The organism is Rhodococcus sp. KB6, from assembly GCF_001445685.1.
Lineage (GTDB): Bacteria > Actinomycetota > Actinomycetes > Mycobacteriales > Mycobacteriaceae > Rhodococcus_F > Rhodococcus_F qingshengii.
In genome coordinates this window covers 812,334-833,661 of sequence record NZ_LNAK01000134.1, presented here as the reverse complement: position 1 = coordinate 833,661, position 21,328 = coordinate 812,334, and the positions used below count along the sequence as shown (strand labels likewise).

The 21,328-nt window shown below is 63.3% G+C and carries 24 protein-coding genes; 16 read left to right on the top strand and 8 right to left on the bottom strand.

The genetic code is table 11. The annotated features are described in order from the left end of the window. Positions 1 to 33 precede the first annotated feature (33 nt). The 6 genes from ASU23_RS23690 (at position 34) to ASU23_RS23665 (ending at position 7,170) form a co-directional block, all read left to right on the top strand. Positions 34 to 1,044: a YafY family protein gene (locus ASU23_RS23690; protein WP_003944939.1), complete on the top strand. Its 1,011-nt coding sequence runs from the start codon at positions 34 to 36 to the stop codon at positions 1,042 to 1,044. After that, on the top strand, positions 1,044 to 2,021 hold the full coding sequence (locus ASU23_RS23685) for a YafY family protein (RefSeq protein ID WP_030536343.1): 978 nt from the start codon (positions 1,044 to 1,046) through the stop codon (positions 2,019 to 2,021). Before ASU23_RS23690 ends, ASU23_RS23685 begins: the two co-directional genes overlap by 1 nt. Before the next feature lie 134 nt (positions 2,022 to 2,155). After that, positions 2,156 to 2,431, top strand: a complete 276-nt coding sequence (tatA, locus tag ASU23_RS23680) for a Sec-independent protein translocase subunit TatA (RefSeq protein ID WP_003944836.1) — start codon at positions 2,156 to 2,158, stop codon at positions 2,429 to 2,431. 73 nt (positions 2,432 to 2,504) lie between these two features. Then, positions 2,505 to 3,533 carry a twin-arginine translocase subunit TatC gene (gene tatC / locus ASU23_RS23675; protein ID WP_058038805.1) on the top strand — a complete coding sequence of 343 codons (1,029 nt, stop codon included), beginning with the start codon at positions 2,505 to 2,507 and terminating at the stop codon, positions 3,531 to 3,533. A 48-nt stretch (positions 3,534 to 3,581) separates the two neighbouring features. Beyond that, a complete protein-coding gene (locus ASU23_RS23670; RefSeq protein ID WP_003944907.1) occupies positions 3,582 to 6,293 on the top strand; it encodes an RNA helicase in 2,712 nt (903 codons plus the stop codon). A gap of 52 nt (positions 6,294 to 6,345) precedes the next feature. Then, positions 6,346 to 7,170, top strand: coding sequence for a DUF4333 domain-containing protein (locus ASU23_RS23665; protein WP_003944884.1), 825 nt, complete (start codon positions 6,346 to 6,348; stop codon positions 7,168 to 7,170). Between the two features lie 4 nt (positions 7,171 to 7,174). Here ASU23_RS23665 and ASU23_RS23660 read toward each other — a convergent pair whose 3' ends face one another. Further along, on the bottom strand, positions 7,175 to 8,140 hold the full coding sequence (locus ASU23_RS23660) for a 5'-3' exonuclease (RefSeq protein WP_058038861.1): 966 nt from the start codon (positions 8,138 to 8,140) through the stop codon (positions 7,175 to 7,177). Positions 8,141 to 8,177: 37 nt separating this feature from the next. Here ASU23_RS23660 and ASU23_RS23655 point away from each other — a divergent pair, with 37 nt between their 5' ends. Further along, on the top strand, positions 8,178 to 9,314 hold the full coding sequence (locus ASU23_RS23655) for a Xaa-Pro peptidase family protein (RefSeq protein ID WP_058038804.1): 1,137 nt from the start codon (positions 8,178 to 8,180) through the stop codon (positions 9,312 to 9,314). Here the strand turns inward: ASU23_RS23655 and ASU23_RS23650 are convergent, their stop codons facing one another. Then, complete coding sequence (locus ASU23_RS23650; RefSeq protein WP_058038803.1) at positions 9,315 to 9,740, bottom strand: PPOX class F420-dependent oxidoreductase; 426 nt, start codon at positions 9,738 to 9,740, stop codon at positions 9,315 to 9,317. Positions 9,741 to 9,770: 30 nt separating this feature from the next. Between ASU23_RS23650 and ASU23_RS23645 the strand changes: the two genes are divergently transcribed. The 9 genes from ASU23_RS23645 to ASU23_RS23605 all read left to right on the top strand — a co-directional run bounded on the left by ASU23_RS23645 (position 9,771) and on the right by ASU23_RS23605 (position 17,064). Beyond that, positions 9,771 to 10,532 (top strand): SDR family NAD(P)-dependent oxidoreductase, encoded by a 762-nt coding sequence (locus ASU23_RS23645; protein WP_051649467.1) that lies wholly within the window; start codon positions 9,771 to 9,773, stop codon positions 10,530 to 10,532. Continuing rightward, on the top strand, positions 10,529 to 11,812 hold the full coding sequence (locus ASU23_RS23640) for a bifunctional cobalt-precorrin-7 (C(5))-methyltransferase/cobalt-precorrin-6B (C(15))-methyltransferase (RefSeq protein WP_058038802.1): 1,284 nt from the start codon (positions 10,529 to 10,531) through the stop codon (positions 11,810 to 11,812). Before ASU23_RS23645 ends, ASU23_RS23640 begins: the two co-directional genes overlap by 4 nt. Then, a complete protein-coding gene (gene cobM, locus ASU23_RS23635) occupies positions 11,809 to 12,558 on the top strand; it encodes a precorrin-4 C(11)-methyltransferase (RefSeq protein ID WP_003944967.1) in 750 nt (249 codons plus the stop codon). The genes ASU23_RS23640 and cobM overlap by 4 nt, the downstream gene beginning before the upstream one ends. Beyond that, positions 12,555 to 13,328, top strand: coding sequence for a cobalt-precorrin-6A reductase (locus ASU23_RS23630; protein ID WP_058038801.1), 774 nt, complete (start codon positions 12,555 to 12,557; stop codon positions 13,326 to 13,328). Before cobM ends, ASU23_RS23630 begins: the two co-directional genes overlap by 4 nt. Before the next feature lie 166 nt (positions 13,329 to 13,494). Next, positions 13,495 to 14,394 (top strand): HAMP domain-containing protein, encoded by a 900-nt coding sequence (locus ASU23_RS23625; protein ID WP_225320034.1) that lies wholly within the window; start codon positions 13,495 to 13,497, stop codon positions 14,392 to 14,394. Positions 14,395 to 14,553: 159 nt separating this feature from the next. Then, positions 14,554 to 15,195: a ScbR family autoregulator-binding transcription factor gene (locus tag ASU23_RS23620; protein ID WP_019748499.1), complete on the top strand. Its 642-nt coding sequence runs from the start codon at positions 14,554 to 14,556 to the stop codon at positions 15,193 to 15,195. Positions 15,196 to 15,205: 10 nt separating this feature from the next. Then, a complete protein-coding gene (locus tag ASU23_RS23615) occupies positions 15,206 to 15,565 on the top strand; it encodes a VOC family protein (protein ID WP_019748498.1) in 360 nt (119 codons plus the stop codon). After that, a complete protein-coding gene (locus ASU23_RS23610; RefSeq protein ID WP_007729847.1) occupies positions 15,565 to 16,080 on the top strand; it encodes a DUF1990 family protein in 516 nt (171 codons plus the stop codon). Before ASU23_RS23615 ends, ASU23_RS23610 begins: the two co-directional genes overlap by 1 nt. A gap of 201 nt (positions 16,081 to 16,281) precedes the next feature. After that, the gene (locus tag ASU23_RS23605; protein ID WP_058038800.1) at positions 16,282 to 17,064 is read left to right on the top strand and encodes an alpha/beta hydrolase; all 783 of its coding nucleotides are present in this window, start codon (positions 16,282 to 16,284) and stop codon (positions 17,062 to 17,064) included. A gap of 445 nt (positions 17,065 to 17,509) precedes the next feature. On the opposite strand, the gene ASU23_RS23600 is transcribed toward ASU23_RS23605, so the two are convergent. The 6 genes from ASU23_RS23600 to ASU23_RS23575 form a co-directional block, all read right to left on the bottom strand. Continuing rightward, complete coding sequence (locus tag ASU23_RS23600; protein WP_042450962.1) at positions 17,510 to 18,100, bottom strand: dihydrofolate reductase family protein; 591 nt, start codon at positions 18,098 to 18,100, stop codon at positions 17,510 to 17,512. A gap of 77 nt (positions 18,101 to 18,177) precedes the next feature. Further along, on the bottom strand, positions 18,178 to 18,417 hold the full coding sequence (locus ASU23_RS23595) for a PLDc N-terminal domain-containing protein (protein WP_007729843.1): 240 nt from the start codon (positions 18,415 to 18,417) through the stop codon (positions 18,178 to 18,180). Continuing rightward, positions 18,414 to 18,818, bottom strand: a complete 405-nt coding sequence (locus ASU23_RS23590) for a hypothetical protein (protein ID WP_007729842.1) — start codon at positions 18,816 to 18,818, stop codon at positions 18,414 to 18,416. The genes ASU23_RS23595 and ASU23_RS23590 overlap by 4 nt, the downstream gene beginning before the upstream one ends. Next, the gene (locus tag ASU23_RS23585; RefSeq protein ID WP_080961183.1) at positions 18,815 to 19,174 is read right to left on the bottom strand and encodes an HNH endonuclease; all 360 of its coding nucleotides are present in this window, start codon (positions 19,172 to 19,174) and stop codon (positions 18,815 to 18,817) included. The genes ASU23_RS23590 and ASU23_RS23585 overlap by 4 nt, the downstream gene beginning before the upstream one ends. Before the next feature lie 26 nt (positions 19,175 to 19,200). Further along, the gene (gene cobJ, locus ASU23_RS23580; RefSeq protein WP_029255380.1) at positions 19,201 to 20,688 is read right to left on the bottom strand and encodes a precorrin-3B C(17)-methyltransferase; all 1,488 of its coding nucleotides are present in this window, start codon (positions 20,686 to 20,688) and stop codon (positions 19,201 to 19,203) included. After that, positions 20,685 to 21,311 carry a precorrin-8X methylmutase gene (locus ASU23_RS23575; protein ID WP_007729839.1) on the bottom strand — a complete coding sequence of 209 codons (627 nt, stop codon included), beginning with the start codon at positions 21,309 to 21,311 and terminating at the stop codon, positions 20,685 to 20,687. The genes cobJ and ASU23_RS23575 overlap by 4 nt, the downstream gene beginning before the upstream one ends. Between the last annotated feature and the right edge of the window lie 17 nt (positions 21,312 to 21,328).

The following is a 21,328-nucleotide window of genomic DNA, read 5'->3' as shown; positions in this document are numbered from 1 at the left end:
GTTCGGTTATCGGATAGCCACTAGGATTTCGGCGTGGCGACATCAAAAATCGAGCGGTTGATGAACCTGGTGATCGCGTTGCTGTCCACCAGACAGTTCCTCACGGCGGAGAAAATCCGTGACAGTGTGGCCGGGTACAACGATTCCGCGAACTACGAAGCGTTCAGTCGCATGTTCGAGCGCGACAAGAACGAACTTCGTGACCTGGGTGTCCCGTTGGAAACCGGTCTGGCAGGACGGTTCTCGACCGTCGAGGGGTATCGGATCAATCGCAATGCCTACGAGCTTCCGGACGTGGACCTCACCAGCGAGGAATCTGCTGCAGTCGCCGTCGCGGTGCAGTTGTGGGAGTCGCCGGAACTGATTTCGGCAGCCCAGAGTGCACTACTCAAACTCCGAGCGGCGGGCGTCCAGGTCGACTCAGAAGTCAGTGCCGCCCCGGTCACCGCGATTCCCGCGCGCACCCGCGGTTCGGAGCCCGCGCTCGGCAAGCTTCTTGCAGCGGTCGACGCCGGCCGAGCAGTTCATTTTCAGCACCGCGGTGCATTGAACGAACCGTTCACCGAGCGCACCGTCGAACCGTGGGGCGTCGTCACGCACAACGGCAAGTGGTACCTGGTCGGGCACGACGTCGACCGTGATGCGGTGAGGACCTTCCGGCTCTCACGGATCGGTGACGACGTCAGGGAGTTCGGCCCGGCCGGTTCGGTTCACAAACCTGAAGGTGTCGACCTTCGCGAGGTCGTCGATCGCGTGACCGGTTCGGGCGTCGTGACCGGGACGGCTACGGTGTGGGTCGCAGACGGCCGCGCCCATGAGCTTCGGCGGCTTGCGACGTCGTCGTCCGAACGGCGGTTGACCGATCGCGACGGCAGCGTGCTGGCCATCCCCGTCCGATCCTGGGAATGGACCGCTCGGTTGATCGCCGGTCACGGGTTGGACGCATTGGTGCTGGACCCACCGGATTTGCGTGCTGAGGTCGTCGCGAAGCTGCGCGCCGCCGCGGCGAGCCCGATCACCGGCAATGGACAGGGGGACCACTGATGAGCAATCGACTGTCGTCGCGGTTGGCACGGCTGCTCAACCTCGTGCCGTACTTCATCGCAAATCCTGGCATCAGTCCCGCCGAGGCCGCCGAGGAGCTCGGTGTCAGCACCACTCAACTGATGACCGACCTCAATCAATTGTGGGTGTGCGGACTGCCCGGTTACGGTCCCGGTGATCTCATCGACCTGTCCTTCTCCGAGGAAAGTATCGAGGTCACGTTCTCGGCCGGGATCGATCGCCCGTTGCGCCTCACCTCGACGGAGGCGACGGCGTTGCTGATCGCCCTGCGGTCCTTGGTGGAAATGCCCGGCATGGTCGATCCGTCCTCGGCGCAGCGTGCCATCGCGAAGATCGAGGACGCAGCAGGCTCGGCCGCGGCACGAGCCATCGGTCAGGACCGGGACACATCGCCGGCGCCGGACATCGCCGAAGACCCGATAGCAGCGACGGTCAGAGCCGCGCTCGCAGACAAGACCGCCCTGCGATTGACGTATTACTCCGCCTCGCGCGACGCGGTCTCCGAGCGCATCGTCGACCCCGTTCGTATCGTGTTGGTCGACAACTACAGCTACCTCCAGGCGTGGTGCCGTCAAGCCGAGGGAGTGCGGTTGTTCAGATTCGATCGGATCGACGCCGCCGTCCAACTCGACGAGCCCGCCGACCCGCCGCCGCAGGCCCTCGAGGAGGATTCGAATCTCGAATTGTTCAGCGGCGACGGTTCCCTTCCGGAAGCGCGGTTGTTCATCACCAAAGAGTGGGTGTGGATGCTCGACTACTACCCGTTGGACGTCGAGCACGTGAACGACGACGGGTCGGTCGAGGCGACGATGAGTTTCGGAACACTTGAATGGATGGCAAGGCTGGTGTTGGGATTCGGTGAGGGCGTTCGGGTCCTTCATCCGCCGGAACTGGTCTCCGAAGTCCATGATCGAGCCGTTGCGGCGCTCGACGCCTATGACGTAATCGGTTCGTAAAACTTCGGGAAACTTCACGTTCAGTGAGTTCGCAGGAAACAAACAGGTAAAAGGTAGCTGAAGTAAGTGCTTTGGCACCTCCGAGCGCCGGTTGTGTCCGGTAGCATCGAGGAATCTGATCATGGGAGGTCGTTATGGGTGCAATGCAGCCGATGCATTGGCTGATTGTCGCTGTTGTCGTCGTAATTCTGTTCGGGTCGAAGAAGCTTCCCGATGCAGCACGCGGTCTGGGTCGTTCCCTCCGCATCTTCAAGAGCGAAGTCAAGGAAATGCAGAACGACGATGCGGCGCCCGCAAGCGCGCCGGTCGCACAGCCTGCTCCGGCACAGTTGCCGACGGCCAACACCGCGGTGGTCGCAAACGGTGCAGCAGCACCTGTTGCGCAGCCGACCGAAGTCAAGCCGCTCTAGTACACACTGCGTTCTAGCCGGGGTGAAATATTCGTTCACCCCGGTTGTCTGCTGACCAAGACCAGGATGCACAGTGCGTATTCCGTTAGACCCGCGTAACCGCAAGCGGAAGGTCAACCCAGACGGCACCATGTCGTTGGTCGACCACCTGTACGAATTGCGGACTCGTTTGTTGTTCGCATTCCTCGGCGTGATCATCACCACGGCGTTTGGCTTCTTCTGGTATTCACACTCGATACTCGGTCTCGAAAGTCTGGGCGATCTGCTTCGCGGACCGTACTGTGAGCTTCCGTCCGAGAGTCGCGCCAACCTCAGCACCGACGATGCGTGCCGATTGCTGGCGACCGGGCCGTTCGAGCAGTTCATGCTGCGATTCAAAGTGGCGCTCACCGCCGGCATCGTTCTTGCCTGCCCGGTGTGGCTTTACCAATTGTGGGCATTCATCACCCCGGGCCTCTACGCCAAAGAGCGTCGCTACGCGGTCGGATTCGTCACCGCAGGTGCCGCTCTCTTCATTCTCGGCGCAATCCTGGCGTACCTCGTCGTGGCGAAGGCTTTGCACTTCCTCCTGACCATCGGTGACAACGTCCAGATCACCGCGCTCAGTGGTTCGGAGTACTTCGGCTTCATCATCAATCTGCTGCTCATCTTCGGCGTCAGCTTCGAAATCCCACTGCTCGTCGTCGTGTTGAACTTTGCCGGCATTCTGACGTACGAGCGTTTGAAGGCCTGGCGTCGAGGATTGATCTTCGGGCTCTTCGTATTCGCTGCAGTTGCCACGCCAGGGTCGGATCCGTTCTCGATGTTGGCGCTCGCGCTGGCTCTGACGCTTCTCTTCGAGGTCGCGGTCCAGATCGCTCGCCTCAACGACAAACGTAAGGCCAAGCGAGCCGGTGAAGACTGGGGCGCACTGTCCGACGAGGAAGCTTCCTCCATCTCGGCTCCGTCCGATCTGAACGAGGCTTTCGACAATCCGACCAAACCCAAGGCCGAATCGAGTGGATTGTTCGGACGTAAGTCCAAGTCCAAGGCTCCGGTCGCGAAGAAATCCGACACCGCCGGCGACAACGCGCCCGGCCAGGATTTCACTGACACTCTCTGAGCGCCGTGCCACCACGTCGGCGGCGTGTGAAACCCTGACGAGGTGGTTATGAACAAGAGTGAACTGAGCACGTTCGCGTCCAGCCTGAAGTTCGAACTCGATCCATTCCAGGTGAAGGCATGCGTTGCGCTCGAAGCGGGCCACGGCGTCCTTGTCTGCGCGCCGACCGGTGCAGGCAAGACCGTGGTCGGCGAGTTCGCTGTCCATCTGGCTCTGGCGGCGGGCCGCAAGTGTTTCTACACGACGCCGATCAAAGCGTTGAGCAATCAGAAGTACGCCGAACTCGTCGAGCGGTACGGCCCCGGCGAAGTCGGTCTGCTGACGGGTGATTCGAGTATCAACTCTGACGCACCGGTGGTCGTCATGACCACCGAAGTCCTGCGGAACATGCTCTACGCCAACTCCGAGGCACTGCGCGGGCTTTCGCACGTCGTCATGGACGAAGTGCATTACCTGGCCGACCGGTTCCGTGGGGCGGTGTGGGAGGAAGTGATCCTGCACCTGTCCGAGGACGTACGCCTGGTGAGTTTGTCGGCGACCGTGAGCAATGCCGAAGAATTCGGTGCCTGGATGGAAACCGTCCGCGGCGACACCACTGTGGTCGTGGACGAGACTCGGCCGATCCCGCTGTGGCAGCACATCATGGTCGGTAGGCGAATCTTCGATCTCTTCGACAGTCGTAGTCATCCTGCTGCCGGGCCGAAGACCGTGCTCGTCGACCAGGATCTGGTTCGCCACGTCAAGCAGCGTCAGGCTCTCGAACGCGTCGAGAGCTGGCAGCCGCGTGGCCGCGGACGACGCGGCAGCTACCAGAGTTCCAACGATTTCCGGCCCTTGCCACGACCTGACGTCATCGCTCAGCTCGATCAGTCCGGACTGCTCCCGGCCATCACTTTCATCTTCAGCCGCGCCGGTTGTGATGCGGCTCTTGCACAGTGCCTGCGGTCCAGACTGGATCTCACTTCGCCGGAGCAGGTCCGCGAGATCGACACCATCATCGAGAAACACACCGGGGAACTACCCGAAGAGGATCTCGAAGTTCTCGGATATCGGGACTGGTGCAAGGCACTACGACGCGGACTGGCATCTCACCATGCCGGCATGCTGCCGGCATTCCGCCAGACAGTCGAGGAACTGTTCGTCAAGGGGCTCGTGCGGGCGGTCTTCGCGACCGAGACGCTGGCCCTCGGCATCAACATGCCGGCACGCACGGTGGTGCTCGAACGTCTGGTCAAGTACAACGGTGAATCGCACGCCGAACTGACGCCGGGGGAGTACACGCAGCTGACGGGTCGGGCCGGCCGACGCGGCATCGACGTCGAAGGCCACGCTGTGGTCCTGTGGCAGCCCGGGGTCGAGCCGACGGATGTCGCCGGCTTGGCGTCGACACGGACGTTCCCGCTCCGCAGTTCGTTCCGCCCCTCGTACAACATGTCGATCAATCTCGTCGAGCGCATGGGCGCGGCGGATTCACGGAAGCTGCTCGAACGTTCCTTCGCGCAGTTCCAAGCGGATCGCTCGGTGGTCGGCCTGGTGCGTGGCATCGAGCGGAACGAAGAAGCACTGAAGGGTTTGCAGGAGAAACTCGGCGGTGCGGACGGCGAATACTTCGAATACGCGTCGTTGCGTGAGCGGCTCAGTGCGCGCGAGCGCGCGCTCGAACGTAAGGGCCGCGAAGACCGACGCGGAGATGCGGTTGAGTCCCTTCGTGCACTCGCCCGCGGTGACGTGATCGCAATTCCCATCGGTCGTCATTCCGGGGTGGCAGTGGTCCTCGTCCCGGACAACGATCCGAAGGACCCGCGTCCGCTGGTTCTGACGGCCGATCAGTGGGCCGGCCGACTCTCCTCGGGTGATTTCCCGGAAGCAGCCGACGTTCTGGGAAAGATGCGACTGCCCAAGCATGTCGATCACCACACCGCCCGGATCCGGCGCGATCTGGCCTCGGCGTTGCGTAGTACCGGGATCAGTGCCCCCCGGCGAAAGAAGCGCCACAAGGCCGGCGCGTCCGAAGATGCCGAGGTCGCTACTTTGCGACGTGCTATTCGCTCGCATCCGTGCCACAGCTGGCCCGATCGTGAACATCTGAGCCGGATCGGTGAGCGCTACAACCGGCTGGCCAGGGAAACGCAGTCGATGAGGGAAAAGGCTGCGGCCACCACCAACTCGTTGGCGCGGACGTTCGACCGCATCATTGCGCTACTCAAAGAGCGTGAGTACATGACTGCCGAAGCAGCGCCCGAAGTCACCGAATCCGGACGACGACTCAGCCGCATCTACTCGGAAAGCGACCTTCTGGTCGCCGAATGCCTGCGGACGGGGGCGTGGACAGGTCTCAGCCCGGCCGAGCTGGCGGCCGTCGTGTCCTCGGTGGTCTACGAATCACGTCGGGACGGGGACACCGTCGATCGGGTGCCGACAGCGGCGCTTCGTCACGCACTCAACGACACTCAACGATTGTGGAGCGAACTGCGGTCGGACGAGATTCGCCACAAGCTGCCGCCGACGCGGGAACCGGATCTCGGATTCGTCACTGCCGTTTATCACTGGGCGAGCGAAAACTCGCTTGTCGACGCACTGATCGCGGCCGGAGTGCAGGGTCGTGCGCTGTCTGCGGGTGACTTTGTACGTTGGTGTCGTCAGGTGATCGATCTCCTCGATCAGGTCCGCCTGACTTCGACGGATGCCGACGTCGCGAAGACTGCGGCGCGGGCGGTAGCTGCAATTCGTCGCGGGGTAGTTGCTGTCGACGCAGCATGACCGCAACTATGTGGTTTGATTCGCAGACTGGTATTTCGAGTGGGAGGCGAACATGAGCGGGCCTTACGGACCGAACGATCCGAATCGGCAATGGGGTCCTGGTGATCAGCAGCAGCCGAACGAGCAGCAGTGGGGGCAGAATCCTCAGCAGCCGGGCGGACAACAGCAGCCTGGTCAGCAGCCCGGCCAGCAACAGCCGTGGGGTCAGCCTGGTCAAACACCGCAGCCCGGTCAGCAGCCCGGCCAGCAACAGCCGTGGGGACAACCTGCCTACGGCCAGCCGGGTGGTCAGCCTGCGTACGGTCAGCCGCAACAGCCTGGACAAGGACAACCCGGCCAGCAACAGCCGTGGGGACAACCCCAGCAACAACCTCCCGCACAGCCGTGGGGTCAGCCCGGGCAACAGCAGTCACCTGACGCAACCCAGGCGTGGGGTCAGCCTCCGGCTGCCGCACCGCAGCAGGCGTGGGGCGCCACGGCCCCCGGGCAGACTCCGGGACAGCAGAACCAGTGGAACCAGGCTCAGCCGTTCCCGAGTCCCGGTGCGCCCGGAAACCAGTCGGGTAAGTCGAAGAAGCCCCTGATCTTCGGTGCGATCGGCGTTCTCGTCGTTCTTGCCGCTGTCGTGGTGGCCCTGGTGTTCGGAGTCTTCGGCAAGAACACACTCGATCAGAGCGCGGCTCAGGCCGGCGTCGAGAAGATCGTCACCGAGTCCTACGGGGCGAAGAACGTGAGCAACGTTCAGTGCCCCGCGGACCAGGAAGTCAAGTCAGGCAACAAGTTCACCTGCACGCTTTCGATCGCGGGTGTGAAGTCGAACGTGACCGTGACGTTTGTCGACGACAACGGCACGTACGAGGTCAGCCGCCCGAGCTGACGCCCTATTGGTCGGAACGGCTTGCCGCCGCAGCCTCGAGCGCGGCGGCAAGCCGGCCGGCCGAGCGCTCGATGTTCAGCGAGGCCGCCACTTCCTCGAGGCGTGCGGGATCGACGGGGGTCGCCGGGAGTCGGTCGTCCTTCGAGAACTGAACGTCCGCGTCGCGAACCACTCGTACGACCGGCAACGCAGCATCAAGGTAAGCCATTGCCTCAGGTGAGGTCAGTTTTGCGCGAATCCCCTTGGCCATATCCGATTCAGGATCAGCTGCGGCCGCCCGAAGTCCGGCCAACGAGCCGTAACGGAGCATCAGTGTCGACGCAGTCTTCTCACCGACACCCTTGATGCCGGGTAGACCGTCGGAGGCGTCTCCGCGCAGTACCGCGAGTTCGGCGTAAGCCTCGCCCGCACGGTCACCGGGTACTCCGTATTTCTCCGCAACCTCGACCGGTCCGAAGAGTTCCGCCTTGGACAGGCCACGGCCCACGTACAGGACACGGACGGGCACGTACTCGTCTGTGACGACCTGCAGTAGGTCTCGGTCACCACTGACGACGACGGTGAGATCTTCGCGCTCGGTGGCGGCAAGCGTTCCCAGTACGTCGTCGGCTTCGAGTCCGACTGCACCCGCCGTCGCGATACCCGCTGCAGCGAGCACGTCCATGATCATGTCGACCTGAGGCGTCAACGTGTCCGGAACTTCTTCGGACGCACCGTCAGAGCCTTCCTCGACGCGATGTGCTTTGTACGTCGGAACGGCGTCGACGCGGAACTGCGGTCGCCAGTCCAAGTCCAGGCACACCGCGAGACGACTCGGCTGGTGTTTGGTGATCAGGGAAGCAACCATGTCGGTGAATCCGCGCACCGCGTTGACAGGTCTTCCGTCGGGATCGACGAATGACTCGGGCAGTGCGTAGAACGCACGAAACCACAGGCTGGCACCGTCGAGGAGAAGCAATGGCCCACTCATGGTCACCATCCTGCCAGTCGGCACTAACCTGTAAGCCATGACGTCTCCAGCCGAACAGGATTCCCGATTCTCCAGCGCCGTGTACGGCGCACGTATCGCTCGTGCCGCCGAGTTGGCTCGATCAGCAGGTCTCGACGGTCTGGTGGTGACTCCCGGTCCGGATCTGCGGTACCTGACGGGTTCTCGGGCTGACTCGTTCGAGCGCTTGACCGCGTTGGTCATCGCCGCGGACACGGCGAAGGCATCCGTCGTACTTCCTCGGTTGGAGTTGGCGTCGCTGAAGGAATCGGCAGTGGGCGATCTCGGGTTGACCGTCCTCGACTGGGTCGACGGTGTCGACCCGTATGCGATTGTGGCGGCGCAACTCCCGACCGGCGCGAAGGTGGCGGTGACGGATGCTATGCCTGCGCTGCATCTGATCCCGCTCGCAGACACCTTGGGCGCGTTGCCGATTCTCGCCACCGGCGTCTTGCGCGAATTGCGGATGGTCAAGGACGGCGCCGAGATCGAGGCGTTGCGGCGAGCCGGTGCGGCCATCGACCGTGTTCACGCGCGCATGGCCGAGTTCTTGGTCGTCGGACGTACGGAAGCTGAAGTAGGCGAAGCGATTTCGGCGGCGATTCTCGAAGAGGGGCACACCGAGGCCGCGTTCGTGATTGTCGGTTCGGGCCCGCACGGCGCCGATCCGCATCACGAGGTTTCGGACCGGGTGATCGAGAGCGGCGATATCGTGGTCATCGACATCGGCGGACCGGTCGAGCCCGGATACAACTCGGACTCCACTCGCACGTACAGCATGGGGCAGCCGTCCGCGGAGGTTGCCGCACAGTTCGCGGTACTCGAGGCGGCGCAGCAGGCTGCGGTCGATTCGGTGCGGCCAGGAATCTCCGCAGAATCCGTGGACGTTGCAGCCCGCGAAGTGCTTGCCGCACAAGGGCTTGCAGAGGTATTCGTTCACCGCACCGGTCACGGTATCGGGCTGTCCGTGCACGAGGAGCCGTACATCGTCGAGGGCAACACCATCGAACTCGTCGAAGGTATGGCCTTCAGCATCGAACCGGGAATCTACTTCCGCGGCAGTTGGGGTGCCCGTATCGAGGACATCGTCGTCGTGACCGCCGACGGTTGCGAGTCGTTCAACAACCGTCCGCACGGCCTGACTGTCCTCGCCTGATCAGCTTTTCTTGAACGCAGCGGACCCGAGTATGCGTGTGACGTCGATTTCGATGACCACGCGCGCGGGATTGACCCGTGGCTGGCGGTACCGCTCGGCATAGCGCCGAACGGCGTCGGCCACGGAGTCCGCGTCGGTGAGCACGCGTGCCGGCCCCTCGAGCGTGAGCCAGCGGCCACCGTCGACCGAACTGACGGCGGCGTATCCGCCACGCGCTGCGTTGATCGCCTTCTGTGAGCCACCGCTGGTGATCACGCGCGCCTTTCCGGCTTCCTGGTCCCAGGTGAACCCGACGGCAACGACGTGTGGGGTGCCGTTCGGACGCAACGTCGTGAGTGTCGCGAGGTGGTATTCACCGACGAACTTCAGCCCGTCTTCGGTGAGAGTCTGCTGTGACGATGGCGTGTTGGAGGGGGTGAGCGTCATGCCACGACGGTAATCCAGGACACTGGAGCGGTGACTGCGGGTGCGAACGTGAATGACATCGAGACGGTACTGCTCCTCGGCGGACGAAGTGAGATCGGCCTCGAGATCGCGGTCAGGCTCGCGCCAGGCCGCAACATCGTTCTGGCTGCCAGACGCAGCGGAGAGCTGTCGGAGCAGGAGCAGATGCTCAAAAACGCCGGCGCTGTCGACGTCTCCACCGTCGAGTTCGACGCCGACGCCGTCGACACGCACGGAGACCTCCTGGGCGCCGTAGTGGCCGAGCACGGCCGGATTTCGATTGCAGTGCTGGCCTTCGGGATTCTCGGCGATCAGGCGCGTGCCGAAACCGACGCGGCGCACGCGGTCGCGGTGGTGCACACCGACTACGTGGCTCAGGTCAGCATCCTCACGCATCTCGCGGAGATCATGCGCGGACAGGGAACCGGAAAGATCGTGGTGTTCTCGTCCGTCGCCGGCGTCCGGGTTCGCCGCGCCAACTACGTCTACGGGAGCGCAAAGGCCGGCTTGGACGGTTTTGCCAGCGGCCTCGGCGACGCGCTGCACGGTTCGGGCGTCCAATTGATGCTGGTACGGCCCGGGTTCGTCATCGGCAAGATGACCGAGGGAATGTCGCCTGCCCCGATGTCGAGCACTCCGTCGCAGGTCGCGGACGCCGTCGTGCGGGGACTGAACTCCGGGGCGACGCGTGTGTGGGTACCGCGAATTCTGCAGCCGGTGTTCTTCGTCATGCGGCTTCTACCTCAGACGATCTGGCGCCGGATGCCGCGATGACCACACACCCGGTGGTGATCGTCGGCATCGGCGCCGACGGCTGGGATGGGCTGTCCGAGAGCGCAAAGGGCGCAATCCTGGGCGCGGAGGTCCTGATGGGGTCGCCGCGCCAATTGGACTTGGTCCCGGCGACACATCTCGGGGCACGGCGTGCGCCCACCAGGCTGACCTGGCCGTCTCCGATGATTCCGGCGTTGCCGTCGATGTTCGCCGAGAACGCGGACCGCAAAGTATGTGTTCTCGCCAGTGGTGACCCGATGTTCCACGGCCTAGGCGTCACGTTGGTCCGGCTGCTCGGCGCGGACAACGTGCGAGTGATCTCGCACCCGTCGTCGGTGGCGTTGGCGAGCGCGCGAATGGGATGGGCATCGGCCGAGGTCGACGTCGTGAGCCTGGTGAACCGAGACTCGGCGACCGTCTTGGCGGCAGTGGTCGATGGCGCGCGCCTGTTGGTTCTGAGCAACGGGCGCTCGACACCGGGGGAGGTGGCTCGTCTGTTGTCCAGCGCGGGCTTCGGTCGATCGATCGTGACCGTGCTGGCCCAGCTGGGCGGGGCCGGGGAATCGCGGACCGTCACGGTCGCAGACGAGTGGGATCACGCGGACGAGGACGTGGACGCGTTGAACGTTCTGGCCGTCGAGTGCATCGCGGCCGATCCTCTCTTGCGGCTGACTCGAATCCCGGGGCTACCGGATGCTGCTTTTGTCGGCGACGGTCAGATGACCAAGCAGGAGATCCGTGCGTTGACGTTGTGCGCGCTTGCCCCGGCGCCGGGAGAACACCTCTGGGACGTGGGCGGAGGGTCGGGAACCGTCGCCATCGAGTGGATGCGAACTCACCCACGTTGCACTGCAACAACATTCGAGAAGGCGGCGAGCCGTGTGTCGCAGATCTGTGCCAACGCGCTCAAACTCGGCGTGCCCGCGTTGAATGTGAAAGGGGCCGCGCCGGAGGCGTTTGCGGACGAAGTCCGACGTCCCGATGCGGTGTTCGTCGGCGGCGGCGTCACGCAACCGGGAATGCTCGAAGCGTGCTGGGAGCAGTTGAGCGTGGGTGGTCGTCTGGTCGCGAACGCCGTGACCGCCGAGTCCGAATCGTTGCTGCTCGGCTGGATGAGTCGCCATGGTGGGACGCTGCGACGCTTTCAGGTGCAGCGCGCCGAGCCGTTGGGAACGTTCAACGTTTGGCGACCGCAACTTCCGGTGGTCCAATGGTCCGTCACAAAACGTCAGCCGTCTGCAGGCGCAGACACAGATACGCCGGAGGAATCCACACAATGACCGTTCATTTCATCGGTGCGGGTCCCGGTGCGGCAGATTTGATCACTGTCCGCGCGCAACGGATCATCGCTGCGAGCCCTGTGTGCTTGTACGCAGGCAGCCTTGTTCCAGCGGAGTTGCTCGAGTGGTGCCCGGTCGGAGCTCAGGTCGTGGACACTGCTCGGCTGAGCCTGGACGAGATCACCGCGATTCTTGTCGAAGCGGATTCCGCTGGGCTGGACGTCGCGCGTTTGCATTCCGGTGATCCGTCGATCTTCAGTGCAGTGGCAGAGCAAGCTCGTCGCCTGGACGCCGCAGGAGTCGATTTCGACATGATTCCCGGTGTTCCTGCATTTACCGCGGCTGCAGCCGCGCTGGGGCGCGAGCTGACTGTCCCAGGCGTCTCGCAGACCATTGTTCTCACCCGAGTCTCCACCTTGTCGACGGCGATGCCGGAGGGCGAGGATCTGCGGTCCCTCGGCCGCAGCGGCGCGACGATGGTGATTCACCTCGGCGCTCATCGCATCGAACAGATCGCATCCGAGTTGGCCGACAATTACGGCGAGGACTGCCCGGTCGCGGTGGTCGCCTTCGCCTCACGGCCCGAGGAGATCGTTGTTCGAGGCACTTTGAAGACGATCGTCGAACTTGTTCATGCGGCCGGCATCACGAAGACGGCCGTCGTGATCGTCGGCCGAGTGTTGACTGCGGAGGGGTTTCCGGACAGCTACCTCTACTCGGCAGCGCGCGAGAGAAGCACACACTGACCTCGACAGGTACTCGTCGCCGCGTACTCCTGCTCGGCGGCACAGGCGAAGGTCGAGTGATCGCTTCTCGCTTGGCCGGTTCAGCCGACCTCGAGGTTGTCACATCGCTGGCCGGCCGGGTTCGTGATCCTCGATGGCCGGAGGGGGAAGTGCGTATCGGCGGGTTCGGGGGAGCCGAAGGGCTGTCGGAGTGGTTGTCGGCCAATGATATTCGTGCAGTGCTCGACGCCACGCATCCGTTTGCCGCTCGCATCACCCAGAATGCGTTCGAAGCGTGCCTTGCGAATTCCGTGCCGTACGCCATGTACCGACGCCCGCCCTGGCGCGAGCAACTCGGTGACACTTGGCTTTCGGCACACGATCTCGATCACGCCGCAGAGTTGGTGCCGACGGTCGGCTCACGCGCTTTTCTGACGATCGGGAGGCAAGGAGTTTCGGCGTTCGACCGCGTGAAGAGCGTCTCGTTTCTCGTGCGCTCGATCGATCCACCTTCAGGGACATTGCCGCCTCACTCGCAATTGCTGCTCGCACGTGGTCCATTCGACATCGAAGCGGAAGTCGATCTGATGCGAACTCACAGCATCGACGTCGTGATCACCAAGAACAGTGGCGGCGAGCAGACGTACGCAAAGATCGCTGCAGCCAGGCAATTGTCGATCCCGGTGATCGTCGTCGAACGACCACCGATCCCGGCGACCGTCCCGGCATTCGATACCGAAGCCGAGGCGATGGACTGGCTCACGGCTTTCGGTCGTGGAACGGCGCTGTGAGGCCGACATCGCGTTCGCTTCAGGTTCGTCTAAGGTTCCGTGACCATACTGGAGGGATGTTGGGATTTTTCGACGCCGCACTGCGGGACCGCGCATGAGAGTGTCGGTTCCCGGAATGAGCCGTCGAAAACCATCGGGAATTCACGTGCGGACGCTCCATGCTCGCGTGAAATTGCTGACTGCAGGCCTGGTGGCGATCGCGGTGATCGTGTCGGCGTCGGCGGTGTACATAGTGTTCAACGCGTATTTGCAAGGCAACGTCGATCGGCAACTCGAGCGCACGAGTGACGCGATCACCGACACCGTCAATTTCGGCGGTGTCACACCGGTTCTGGGATTGACGGCCGGCGCGGATACAGCGGTCATCCAGGCGGTGGGGCTTCTTACTGCCGACGGCGCCTTGGTGACGGCGACTCCCGGTCTGCCGCCGTTCAGCACGAGCGCAGACGCCATCAGGTCGATCGCAGACGGCAATTCGTCGCAGACAATCGCGACGGTTGATGCGTATCGAATTCTTGTCGAGCCCTCGGTTGCGGGCCAGACTTTGGTTGTCGCGCAATCCCTGGGGCCGACGCGTTCGGTACTCAAGCGACTGGCAGTGGTGTTGGCGGCACTCGGGGCGGCCGGAATCGCCCTAGCTTACGCGGCCGGAGATGCTGTGGCACGCACAGGATTACGGCCGATTGCGCGACTTACTGCGGCGACGCGGCGGGTCGCCGAAACGGATGATCTTGCGCCGATCCCGGTGACCGGTGACGACGAGTTGGCGTCGTTGACAGTCAGTTTCAATCGGATGCTCGGGACGTTGTCGGAATCGCGGGCACGCCAGAGAAGTCTGATCACCGAAGCGGGCCAGGACCTTCTGGCTCCTTTGACTGCACTTCGCACCAATATCGAGTTGTTGATGTCTTTCGATACCAAGTCCGGCGCGATTTCCGAGGCGGATGCAACGCAGCTGCGTGAGGAAATCACCGACCAGATGATGGAGTTGACGCTCCTCGTCGGAGAGTTGGTGGACCGTGCGCGGGTTGACGAAAGCACGTTGGGGAGAGGAGATTCCCTCTAAATCGGACGTCTGACCAGCGACTTTGTTGCATTCGTAATTGAAGCAATGGAAGGAGCGCTGGTAATGTGGGGCAATTGTGAAGTTTTTGGGTATAGCTGGAATGTGGCGCGAACCGTGGGGTTTGCTGGGCGGGGGCCTTTGGAGGACGAGAGGGATTCAGTGGTCAAGCAAGCACGCGCCGAGCTGACTCGGCAGCAAATCGTTGCCGGCGCGGCCGCGCAGTTCGAGAAGACTGGTTACGGCAGCACCAGCATGGCCGACATAGTCTCGGGGGCCGGTACTACCAAGGGCGCGTTGTATTTCCATTTCGCGTCGAAGGACGAGCTCGCGCAGTTCATCATTGCCGAACAGCATCGGCTCTCGATCGAGTCGGTGCAGGCGATTTCCGCGACGGGCAAGGACCCGTTGGAACAGATGATCATGCTCACGCACGAAATGGCACGCCAGATTGTCGACGAGCCGATCGTTCGCGCGGGCATTCGCCTCACGCTGGAACTGAGCACGTACGAGGGGCCGGTGGAACCGTACGCCGAATGGATCTCGGCAATCACCGATCTCACCGCCAGAGCTCAGGCGGAAGGTGAAATCCGAAAATCGGTCAGCGCAGAATCGTTCGGCAGGTTCATGCCCTCGGCATTCACGGGGGTACAGCTGGTTTCGAACGTCCTCACCCGACGCTCGGATCTTCCGGATCGTGTCGACGAGATGTGGCAGATCCTGCTTCCGGGAATCGTCAGCGACGAACTTTCCGGTGACATCGAGCGCCTCGTCAAGTCGCGGTGGACTCCGGCGGCGGCGTAGCCTGCGGGACATGGCCGTCACGCGGATAGTTTCGGATCTGTCGAGTAGCTCGCTCGAGGCCGCGCAGCGCTTCTACACCGAAGTGCTGGGCCTCGAAGTTGTCATGGATCACGGGTGGATCGTGACGTTGGCTTCGCCGACGGATCCGTCATTGCAGATCAGCGTCATGACGCACGACGCTCATGCGCCCGTAGTACCGGACGTCTCCGTCGAGGTGGATGATCTCGACGCGGCGTACGAGGCCGCGGTGCAGCGCGGCGACACCATCGTCTATCCCGTCACCGAGGAGCCGTGGGGTGTCCGCAGGTTCTTCGCTGCCGACCCCGACGGCCACGTGATCAACATCCTCAGCCACCGACGCGAGCAATGATGGCGTCCCGCCCGGGCGGGCTGACGTACCTCGAGGTGGGCGCAACGTCAGGCGTTCTCCCCGCCGGCTATCACCACGTTCACGAGAGCGCGACGGTCGGATCCGGACGGGAGGATTTCGAGGTTGCCGCTCGAACCGTCGCGAATTGGGGAATGCACCGCGGAGCCGGACTGGCCGTACGGACGGCAGCCCCGACCGCCGTGGCGGGTCAGGATGCGACCTTCGGACTCGGTCCGGTAACTATCCCCGTTCGGATCGTCTATGTCGTCGACGAACCCAATCGCAAGGGCTTCGCGTACGGAACCCGCGCGGGCCACCCCGAATGCGGGGAGGAATTGTTTGTCGTCCAGTTCGACGAGGCCAGCCAAGCGGTTCGTATCGAGATCGTTGCGTTCTCCAAGCCCGGAACGTGGTGGGTGCGTCTCGGCGCTCCGATCGGACGTCGAGTACAGGCGTTTGTCACGCGCCGCTACATCCGTGCCGTCCGCCAGAGCGTCGCCCGATCGCGGGTATGACCGCTGCCGGGCGCGCTGGAAAAATGATTGGACGAGCTTCGGTTCGGGTTGATAGCTTGTGCGAGACCGTGACAACACGCCAGGAGGTGAGACCCATGAACGCTGTAACCATGTGGGTGCTCCCACTCGTGTTCACGGATCGGCGATTGACGTAGGTGTCGCCGGGAGCGCCTCGAGTAGGCAATCCCGAAAGGTAACACCATGCAATCCAATTCTCAGACCATCGAATTCACCTCCGAGACAACGTCGAACGGTGTCATCGAACGCCATTTCGTTGTAGACGACATCACCGGCGTGCTCTGGTCACCGCCATCCGGATCCGTCGGATCACCACTTCTGCTGTCCGGGCACTCCGGCGGCATGTACAAGAAGGCGCCGGGACTGGTTGCCAGCGCACTCCACAGCGTGAGCTCCCACGGGTTCACAGTCGCCGCGATCGACGCGCCCGGACACGGTGACCGGCCGCGGAACACACAGGACGAACAGTGGGTCGAGGCGATCCACCAGGCTAGGGCGGCCCACGAGCCGATCGCCCCGATCGTCGTCGAGTACAACCGATCGCTGGCGGAGCGTGCAGTGCCGGAATGGCAGGCGACCATCGACGCTCTGCAAACGCTGCCCGCCGTCGACGCCGATGCTCCGATCGGCTTCGGCGGCGTGTCGCTAGGGGTCGTGACCGGGCTGATGTTGGCCCCGGTCGAATCCAGGATCGCTGCCGTGAGCTTCGGTGGAGTTTTTGTGGACGACTCCCTCATCGAAGCGGCACGAAAGCTCACGGTCCCGGTCGAGTACCGGATCCCTTGGGACGACAAGGATTACGACCGCACGTCAGGGGTAGCGTTGTTCGATGCCTTCGGCTCGACGGAGAAGACGCTGCACGCCTACTCGGGCAGGCACTATCCGGTGCCCGACTACGAGCGCGACAGTTCGGCTCGGTTCTTCGCCCGCCACCTCGGCGGGAGCGCCGGCGCTCCCATGAGCTGACGTGAAACACGTATCGGCGTCCGGCCTGTGTCGGACGCCGATACGATCTCGACCAGGTTTCGTTTCTCAGCAAGACCCGAAGTAGTGGCGTCACCGAATCCTGCATCGATTTGACCGAAGCTTTTCAGATGATCATTTTTGTGGCGCTCGCGATGGTGGCGATTTCGATCCTTCGCTCGCTAGTAGCCGTCCAGCTTGGCCATTTTTGCTGAGGCGCTCGATGGCGACATATGTCCTTACGGTCCGCCGGGCGGAAAGAACTTGTTCGTGATCCAGTTCGATGCTTCGATCTCGTTGAGGATTGTCCGGAGACTTCGGTGGCTAATGCTCGTGCTGTGCCGAGTGTCCGGTCAATACCGAACATCGAACAAGACTGGAAACTTTCTCGTGTCCGACCTGAGGCGACGACATGTCTTTCAACCGCGCATGTCCAGCCATGCGTCGACTAACCGTCCGATACCTGACCTGGGGGCGGTACTTGAGTGGGCCGATATCGCACGGCGACTGCACCCGACTGGAACTCGTGGCGATCGACGAGTTCGAGTTGGATGCGCTCGTGCAGACCGGCGAGCAACGTCGGTCCGTGTCCGGCAAGGACCGGTTGCACAACGAACTCGTACTCGTCGATCAGTCCCAGGTCTGCCAATGCCAGGGGGAGTGTCACGCCGCCAACCCACAGACCTTCGCCGGGCTGCTCCTTGAGCCGTTGAATCGCTGACCCCAAGTCGCCTTGCACGAGTTCGGCATTCCAATCGACCCCGCTCAGCGTGCTCGACACGACGTACTTCTTAGCCCGGTCCATTGCCTCGGCGAACGGGATCTCCCACTCGTCCATCCAGTCGGGCCACGCCCCCGTTGCGGGCCGCCGCCACGCCGACTCCATCATCTCGTAGGTCACCCGGCCGAACAGCAAAGCATCGGCTCGTTCCATCTGAGCGGTCCAGTAGCGCATCGACTCCTCGTCGGGTGGAAGCCCCGCCTCGTGATGGCAGCAGCCGTCGAGGGTGACGTTGATCGAGTATCGAAGTGGTCTCATCTCGTTGTTCTCCCCTGATACGCGCAGAGTGACAGCACCGGACCGTACTCAGACTACTGCCGGGCCGTCGGTGTAGATCAGGTTCGGGACCTGGAGTCACGCGGGGGTCGACCGAACAGTAACCAGACGAGCGCACCGAGTACAGGCACCGCGATCACCAGTGCCGACCACCAGAATTTGCTCCCCAAGCGGTCGAAATCGGTGCGCACGATCGCCACGAGCGCGCTAATCGTGATGAAGATCCAGGCAAGAACGAAGACGGTGAAGGTGATGTCCATCCAAAGCGGAATGGTGGGGTTGGGGGTCGATTCGTTCACGCTTCCAGACCACTTTCGACGACTGTGCCTTGATGAAACAACACGCTCCATCGATTCTCGGTGAACCGCCAGATGGATGATCGCTCGGTAACTCGTTGCGCTTGCGCCAGCCGGTACGTCACCAGATACGTGTCAGGCGCAATCCGGCTCAGCGCTGGCCGGTCAGCCGTCCACCCGAGTTCGGCGGCGTCGTTCACCTCGCCGCGGAGGCGTCGGCGCTCAACTACCGACTGCACGTAGTCGCGGGTGTATCGAGCGCCGGAGGCTCCGATCTCCCGGAACTGCGGGTCGACGACCGCATCGAACTCGTCTCGTGACATCGCTACTCGAGTTCGGTGAAACAGAGGTTCGAACTCCATCAACTCGTCGAGGATCGGGCGAAACTCGTGTGGGGTCGTCACGACTGCTCCGAGAACTGCGCCCTCATCTCGATCCCTATCTCCGCGTGTCGCAGGAGGAAGGCCTTCTCGTCATACCCCTTGCGCCGCAACCAGAGAGTGACCTCGCTGTTGCATTTGCTTGCATTGCACGAGCGGCACGCCGGTGCGATGTTGTCGAGTGTGTAGCGCCCACCGCGGGAGATCGCCAGCACGCAGTCACGTTGCGGCGACTCGTCCGACTCGCCGCAGTACGCGCAGCCACCCCAGGCCGCTTTGAGCGCGGACCACTGCTCGACGGACAGGTCGTGCTCCATCAGATCCATTCGGCGTTTGCGCCTACGCGCGTATCTGGCTTTCCGGGTCCGGTTGACGGGCATGAGACCATGCTATCGCCGTGCGGCGTTCACTCCGGGTAGCGCCGCGGGGTGAACACCTGACGGCCCGAACCGGTTTCGACGACCGTCGTCATCGAGGAGCCGACGATCAGCAGAGTTCGCATGTCGATCTCGGAAGGCTCGAGCTCGCCGAGGGTCACGACGCGAACTGATTCCTCGGCACCGGCAACATCGCGCCCGATGACAACAGGAGTCTCGGGGGAGCGGTGCTCGAGCACGAGGTCCTTCATGGCTTGGACCTGCCACGTCCGAGACTTGGACGCCGGGTTGTAGACCGCAAATGCCATGTCTGCGGCTGCAACTGCCGAAATACGGCGCGCGACGACATCCCACGGCTTGAGGCGATCAGACAACGAGAGCACCGCATAGTCGTGCCCGAGGGGAGCGCCGACGCGACTGGCGACAGCGTTTGCCGCCGTCATGCCGGGAAGGATGCGGACCGGGACCCCGCGCCACTGGTCTTCGGCGGCAACTTCGAGAACTGCTGCAGCCATGGCGAATACACCGGGATCTCCCGATGAGACGACAGCTACACGGGCGCCGTTCTTCGCCAGGTCCAACGCCATCGCGGCGCGTTCGGCTTCGACGCGGTTGTCGCTGGAATGGCGCCGCTGGCCTGGACGCGTCGGCACGCGATCGACGTACGGGCCGTAGCCGACGAGGTCGGTTGCCAACGAAAGCTCATGCGCCACTTCGGGTGTGGTCCAGGCGGTATCGCCCGGCCCGAGTCCGACCACGACCACCTCGCCGCGAGACTCGGTCGCAGGTCGAGGGTTGTTCGACGGGCTCGGAACGATGGCGATCGAAAAGTACGGAACTCCGTCCGGGTCGACCTCGGCAGCGGATTCGACGCGTTGACGTGTGGTGCTCGCGCGCTCGACGTAGTGAGCTTCATCCAAGCGGCCGGAATCCTCGAGCGATTGGAGGACCGGTGGGAAGGTACGTCCGAGCTTGAGGATGGCCGCGGCGTCGGTTTCCTTGAGCCGCCTGGTCAGCTCGGCCTGCGGCAACGTTCCGGGCAGGATCGTGAGGATCTCTTCACCCTCGACCAGCGGCTTTCCGAGTGCAGCAGATGCCGCGCTGACGGAGGTGACGCCGGGAATCACTTCGGCGTCGAAGCGATCGGCCAGTCTCTTGTGCATGTGCATGTAGGAGCTGTAGAAGAGCGGATCGCCGGCGGCGAGCAACGCGACGGTTCGACCGGCCGCGAGGTGAACTGCCAGCCGTTCGGCAGCTGCTTCGTAGAACTCGTCCATCGCGCCCTGGTATCCGCCGGGATGATCAACGGTCTCGGTTGTCACGGGGTAGACGAGGTGTTCTTCGATCTGTCCTTCGCGCATGTACGGCGCTGCAACTCCGCGGGAGATGCTCTTGCCGTGCCGCGCGGAGTGGAACGCAACCACATCGGCCTCGCCGATGACGCGGGCGGCCTTGACGGTCACCAATTCGGGATCGCCGGGGCCGATACCGACACCCCAGAGCTTGCCTGCACTCATTCGACTTCGCTCGCAATCGCATTGACGACGGCGGCGGTGATCGCGCTGCCGCCGCGTCGGCCGCGGAGAACGAGATGATCGATCCCGCTGGCGTGTTCGATGAGGGCTTCCTTCGACTCGGCAGCGCCGATGAAGCCGACCGGACCTCCGACGATGGCGGCCGGACGGGGCGCTCCGGCTTCGATGAGGTTCAGGAGATGGAACAGTGCGGTGGGTGCGTTTCCGATCGCGACAACAGCGCCCTCGAGCTTGGCTCCCCACAGTTCGAGAGCAGCCGCCGAGCGAGTGTTGTCGATGGTCGACGCCAGCACGGGAACCCGCGGATCGCCGAGGGTGCAGATGACGTCGTTGCCGGCGGGCAGACGCTTGCGCGTGATGCCGGCAGCCACCATCTGGGCGTCGCAGAAGATCGGCGCGCCGTCGCGCAGAGCTGCGCGCGCAGCCGAGACGACACCGGGTGTGAAGGCGACGTCGTCGACGAGATCGACCTGGCCACTTGCATGAATCATGCGCACTACAGCTTGCGAGACATCCGCCGGGAAACGGCTCAGGTCGGCTTCGGCCCGAATGGTGGCAAAGGACTGGCGATAGATTTCCGCGCCGTCACGGATGTACTCGATCATGTGCCACACGATAGAGG